At 59.7% G+C, this 6,198-nt stretch carries 5 protein-coding genes and 1 tRNA gene; all 6 read right to left on the bottom strand.

The features are described from left to right. Window positions 1-935, bottom strand: a 935-nt coding sequence (locus tag AC5E6W_RS16950) for a hydantoinase/carbamoylase family amidase (protein ID WP_491753509.1), incomplete at its 3' end; no start/stop codon positions are given. A gap of 44 nt (window positions 936-979) precedes the next feature. Continuing rightward, a tRNA-Glu gene (locus tag AC5E6W_RS16945) sits at window positions 980-1,055 on the bottom strand. 82 nt (window positions 1,056-1,137) lie between these two features. Continuing rightward, complete coding sequence (locus tag AC5E6W_RS16940) at window positions 1,138-3,954, bottom strand: UPF0182 family membrane protein (RefSeq protein WP_491753508.1); 2,817 nt, start codon at window positions 3,952-3,954, stop codon at window positions 1,138-1,140. A gap of 96 nt (window positions 3,955-4,050) precedes the next feature. Then, a complete protein-coding gene (locus AC5E6W_RS16935; protein WP_491753507.1) occupies window positions 4,051-5,004 on the bottom strand; it encodes a hydroxyacid dehydrogenase in 954 nt (317 codons plus the stop codon). Window positions 5,005-5,006: 2 nt separating this feature from the next. Next, on the bottom strand, window positions 5,007-6,065 hold the full coding sequence (locus tag AC5E6W_RS16930; protein ID WP_491753506.1) for an Ldh family oxidoreductase: 1,059 nt from the start codon (window positions 6,063-6,065) through the stop codon (window positions 5,007-5,009). Window position 6,066: 1 nt separating this feature from the next. Next, window positions 6,067-6,195, bottom strand: a complete 129-nt coding sequence (locus AC5E6W_RS16925; RefSeq protein ID WP_491753510.1) for a hypothetical protein — start codon at window positions 6,193-6,195, stop codon at window positions 6,067-6,069. Between the last annotated feature and the right edge of the window lie 3 nt (window positions 6,196-6,198).

The following is a 6,198-nucleotide window of genomic DNA, read 5'->3' as shown; positions in this document are numbered from 1 at the left end:
AATTTCTCACTGGCTGCCTGCGCGTCAGAGAGCATCTGTGCGAGGACGGTGGCGTCGAGGTCACGCATGTCGAGCGTAGCTTCGCAGCGGCCGACGACGGCAGTGACGATGCCCGGAAATGTCTTGACGCTGCCCATCGTCGCGACCGATTGCGGATGCTTGCGGGCGATGGGGCGGATCTCCAGCGCCAGCTTGGCGCAGGCGGCGAGAGCGTCGCGGCGGACCTCCATGGGGGTTGAGCCGGAGTGGGCTTCCTGGCCGCGGAAAGTAATGGCCCAGCGCTCGACACCCTTGGTTCCCTGCACTACGCCGAGCGGCTTGCCAAGCTTTTCGAGGATGGGACCCTGCTCTATATGGAGCTCCAGGTATGCCGAAAGATTCTTCTGCTCGATAGCGGCTTCGCCGATGCTTTCGACGGTGTAACCGCACTGGGCGAGGGCTGCTTCCAGCGTGAGACCTTCGCGGTCGGTGCGGACGCGGTCGGCTGCGATGCTGTGCGTTCCGGCGAAGGCGGACGAGCCGAAGAGGCTACGGCCGAAGCGAGCGCCTTCTTCGTCGGCCCAGTCGACGAGCTTGATGGTGACGGGTGGTTCGCCCTTGTATTGCTTGGCGATGCTGGTCAGGACCTCGAGGCCGGCGAGGACACCGAGGCAGCCGTCGAGCCAGCCACCGTTGGGAACAGAGTCCAGGTGGCTGCCGAAGACGAGCGCTTTCTCGGAGGCTCCGGGAAGCGTGACCCAGTGGTTGCCGGCAGCGTCGTAATGGTGCTCTAGGTTGGGAGCGATGCTTTCGGTCAGCGCGGCGAGCTTTTCTTCAAACCAGACGCGGGCTTTGAGCCAGACGGGCGACCATGCAAGGCGCTGGGCACCGTCGTCATCGGCGGTGAGGGCTCGTAGTTCGTCAAGGTGCGTGAGCACCGCCTTGGGGTCGATCATCCGGTAATACCTCTTCCAAAGAAATCGGGCCGCGCAGCTAATCGTGGCGTCCCCGACAGGATTCGAACCTATGTTTCTGCCTTGAGAAGGCAGCGTCCTGGGCCACTGGACGACGGGGACAATGCCAGCAAGCGCACTGTACGCGGCGCGAGTTCCAGTATAGGCGAGGCGAAGCCGGAAGCCCTTCTGGGGCACATTGGCGCTACTTAGCGCGCGCGTTCAACTGGTCGATGACATGCTTCAACTCATCGAGCTTCTGCCCCGCTTCGCCGAGCTTACCTGCCGCAGTGAGGCGTTGATAGTCCGCGAAGTCTTTGCCTGCTTCGGCGATCAAAGAATTGAGGTCGGTCGCGGGTTGGCTCTGGCTGGTTGTTGTCGACGCGGCGGCCACGGTCTGCTGGGAGTCTGTGGACGTGAGAGAGGACGTTTGCCCACCGAAAAGCGACTGCAGCGCGGCCTGGAAGGTCGGGCCGTAGGCGAGGCGGTCCTGCAAGGCGAGCACGACAAGGCGGAGCTCAGGCATGGGGCTCTGCTGGGCCTGCAGGTAGATGGGCTCGGCATACAAGAGGGCACGACCGGATGGGATGACCAGAAGGCTGCCGCGGCGGACGTGTGAGCCCTGCTGGTTCCATAGAGTGAGTTGACCCGAAAGCTGTGCGTTCTGATCGATGCGGGCTTCGATCTGCTGTGGGCCGTCTACAAGCCTTGTCTTGGGGAAGTCGTAGACGATGGAGCTGCCATAATTGGCGCCGTCCGAACGAGCAGCGATCCAGCCGATGAGGTTGTTGCGGTTGGCGGGTGTGAAGGGCAGAATCTCGACGAACTCCACACCTGCTTCACCGGGAAGCTTCATGAGCACGAAGTTCGGCTGCATGGCCTGCACCGACTGGTTCCCATCACTGTCCAGCCCGGTTTCAGTGGCGACGGTCCAGAGATCTTCGCGATTGAAGAAGACCTCGGGATTGGTCATGTGGTAGAGACCATACACCTCGGACTGGAGCTTGAAGAGCGACTCGGGATAGCGCACATGTTTGCGAAGGTCAGCGGGCATGGCCGAAGCGTCTTTGAAGAGGTTGGGAAAGATGCGGCGGTACGACGTGAGGATTGGGTCTTCCTCGTCAAAGGTGTAGAAAGTGGTGGCGCCGTTGTAAGCGTCGATGACTACCTTCACGCTGTTGCGCATGTAGTTGACGGGATTATTGCCGAGATTGTAGTGGGTTGAGTCGGGATAGTTATCGGAGGTGGTAAAGGCATCCATCATCCAGGAGAGGCGGCCGTCGTCGCCGACGACGATGTAAGGGTCCTGCTCGAAGGTAAGGAACGGTGCGATGGCGGCTACGCGCTCGCGGACATTGCGCCGCATGAGCAGGCGGCTTTGCGAATTGACGTCGTCGCTGAAGGGCAGTTTGCCGAGATCGTTGCGATCAATGGAGAGAAGGACGCGGCGGAGGAAGCCGCCGAGCACGATACCGCCTGTCCCCTGGTAAGAGGTGAGATTGTTGGCCTGCCCTTGCGGGTAATCGAACTCCTGCTGCCGGGTCTTCACGTAGACGTCGGTGTTGGTGAGCTCGCCAAAGTAGATTTCCGGGCGTGAGACGGTGAGGCCCGGCACGGTGCTCTGGACAGGCATATTGCTGAGCATCAGGGTTGGCAGACCCTCCGCCGTGAAGCCGTTCACGGGATTCATGGTGATACCGTAGCCGTGGGTGTAGATGAGCTTCTCGTTGATCCAGTTGCGGCTGCTGTCGGGAAGCTTTTCGACGTTCAACTCGCGGGTGGCGAGCATGACCTCACGCATGTTGCCATTGATGACGTAGCGGTCGATGTCGATATCGGGGAAATCGTAGTAGGTGCGGATTTCCTGGACCTGGCGAAGAGTATCCTGCAGGGCGTGCCAATCCCAGAGGCGGATGTTCTGCAGCGTGGGCTGGTTGTCGGCGGGATCGGTTGCGTCGACGGTGGTTTCGGCTGGAAATTCGCGCTGCAAGAACTTGTCGAGACCGTAGGCCTGTCGCGTCATCTCGATGTTGTGAGTGATGTAGGGCTCTTCGCGGACGAGTTCGTTGGGCTTGACGATGAAACTGGCTACGTACCAGCCGACGACGCTGAGCAAGACATAGGCAATGGCAGCCGGTGCGACTGCTCCGACGATCCAACTACCGCGGGCTTCACGCGCGGCGTTGACGGCGGCTATGCCTGCTCCGAGGACCAATGCGGCACAAACGATCAGGAGGCCGTGGATGGTGATGTGCGCGTCCGTGTAGGTGATGCCGTCGAAGATGGTGTGGTGTTCGAGCAGGGTCTGGAAGCGATCGACGTAGACGTTCAGTGCGAGGACCAGCAGGAGGAAGGCAGCTGTTATGGAAAGACCGCGCCAGGGTGAGGGAGCGGAGACGGTGCGGGTCTTATCGAGAGCGCGAGCACCGCTGGTGAGCAATAAAAATACGACGGCCGCGACGCACGTGATGATCGACAAAGTGAGCAGCCAACCGAGAAGAAGCTGCCATGCAGGCAGTGTAAACAAGAAGAAGTTCAGGGGGCGGGCGAAGATGGGATCGACGACCGAGCCGGAGGAATGCGGGGCGTACCAGAACAGTGCCAGCGTGGGCCAGTCGGAGGCCATCGAGCCTCCGGTGAAGAGAGCCACGACGATAGAAAGCAGCAGCGAGATGATGCGCAGTGCGGGCTGAACGGAAAAAGTAACCGGCTGACCGCCGATCATGAGCTTGTGGTCTTGCGGCAAAACCGATTGATGCAACCGGCGGAGAGCCGACAGCGCAAGGAGGAGAACAGCAAACGTGACTGCCGCGAAGATGGCGAAGATGGCGACTTGCAGACCGGCCGTCTTCCAAAACACCTGGCCGTAGCCAAGGGAGTTGAACCAGAGAAGGTCGACCCAATAGGAAAGCAATGTGCGGCTTGCGCCGAGTAGAGCGAGGATGACCGCACCGAGAATGAGGAGTCTACGGCGACGGCGTGAAGTCTGGGTCTGCTGTGGAGAGTCAATAAATACCGGCACGTTCGCTCCCCGCTTTATGCGTCAAGGTGGTCACGGGAATTGTACAGCTTGGACGTGGGACGGTAGGGTCGAGACCAAGAGCCACGCATCGTCCCTCTAGACTTTGTTCACAGCATTCTGAGCAGGTTGCCCATCCAGAACGCGCGCTACATCTTCACAAATCGTATTGGTCACACGGGTCTGGCCTTCTTTGGTGAATGCGGCGACGTGGGGCGTGAGGATGAGATTTGGAAGGCTTTCCAACTCACCGACCTGCGGTGGCTCCTTTGCGCGAACGTCGAGCGCTGCGCCGGCGATGGTCCTGGACTTCAGTGCCTGAATCAGATCGCTTTCGTTGACCACTTCTCCGCGCGACGTATTGATAAACGTGGCTGTCGGCTTCATTTTCCCAAACCGCTCCACGTTGAAGATGCCATTCGTCGCGGGCGTGGCAGGCAGGTGGCAGGAGATGACGTCTGCATGCTCCAGAAGATAGTCGAGATCGACCAGTTGTGCGTTCAGGTCAGCCAGCAGGACATTGTCGGGGCTGAGATAAGGATCGTATGCAAGGATCTTCATGCCGAAAGCCTGGGCACGACGGGCAGTGAGGAAACCGATCTTGCCAGCGCCAACGATGCCGAACGTCTTACCGTACATCTCCGTACCGAAGAAGCTCTGCCGGTCCCAGTTTCCTTTCCGAGTATCAGCGTTCGCGTCCGGAATCAAGCGAGCCAGCGACAGCATTAGACCGATGGCGAGTTCCGCGACGCTGATCGCGTTCTGATCGGGCGTGGAGGTGATCACGACTCCGGCTTTGGTTGCGGCAACGACATCGACGTTGTCTAGTCCTACGCCGGCACGGCCCACGACCACGAGCTTCTTCGCGGCAGCGAAGACGTCTGCGGTCACCTGGGTCTGGTTGCGCACAATCAACGCGCGAACATTGGCAACGAGCCGCTTCAACTCTTCGGGATCTTTCCAAAGATTAGGAAGAGTCTGAACCTCAAAGCGAGAAGACAATGCGTCGACTGCGGCGCCACGAATATTTTCAGAGATAAGAATGTCCGGCATGTCTAGTTCCCCACCTCTGCCCAATCAAACGGTACGTTCAAACGTGTGCATAAATCTTTGAGTTCCGCAGCGGTGACATCGGGAACCACAATGCCGGCCGCTTCATTTTCCGCAGCCTTGCGCGACGACCGTTCACCCGGAATCAAGATTTCATCCACGCCAGGGCGGCGCTTGCTGGACTTGATGCTGTCGATGGTCTCGTCCATGCGGCGCTTGAAGTCTGCGACGTCCAGGAAAGCTGCGATGTTGAGTAAGCAGAAGAAGTGGCCGACATCCTGCTTGCGATCCATATTCTTGTACATCGAACCGATCTCGGGGCCGATCGCTGCGCCGGAAAGCACGCTGCTGAAGACTTCGATCATGAGTGCGAGCGCGTAGCCTTTATGGCCGGCCATGGTGAGTACCGTGCCGAGCAAAGCCTGCGAGGCATCGGTCGTTGGCTCACCGTCGGGATCGAGTGCCCAACCCTCGGGAATGGACTGACCTTTTTTCTGCGCGACGATGATGTTGCCACGCGCGATGATGGAAGTTGCCATATCGATCTTCACGCTATAGCCTTTGCCCGTTGGGAAAGACGTGGCGATGGGGTTGGTGCCGAAGAAGGGCTGAAAGCCACCAGCGGGTGACATCGCAGGCTCGCAGTTAGTCATGGCAAGCAGGATCATGTCTTCTTCCGCGGCACGATTGCAGTAGAACGACAGTGCGCCGAAGTGCTGCGAGTTGCGGATGGTAGCCGCGGCGATGCCATTCTGCTTTGCGAGCGGCATGAGCATGTCGAGCGCCTTCATCGCCTGGACTTGGCCGAGGCCGTTGCCGGCATCAAGCGCAAGCACGCTGCCTCCGTTGCGATCGATCCCAAGGCTCGCCTTCGGATCGATCAGTCCCTTTTCGATTCGCTGCAGATAGATATTCAAGCGCGAGACGCCGTGCGTCGACACGCCCTGCAGATCGGCGTCGACCAGCACACGCGCGAAGACTTCCGCATCGTGTGCCGGGACGCCGTCTGCAATGGCGAGTTTGCTTACGAGACTGCGCAGCTCCTGTGACTTGAACTTTGCCAAGTTACGCGCTCCGGTAAAGCTTGGTCATCGCGAACTCGCGGTGTCCAAGCGCTTCTGCCGCAGTGTGGCGACCATTGGCGGTGCGGACGATCATGTCGAGCAGCGCGTCGCCTGCTTCGTCGATGGTCATTTC

The sequence above is a fragment of the Bryocella sp. genome (genome assembly GCF_058498515.1).
Note: the sequence above shows the minus strand (reverse complement) of the source record. Positions and strands in the feature narration are given on the sequence as shown.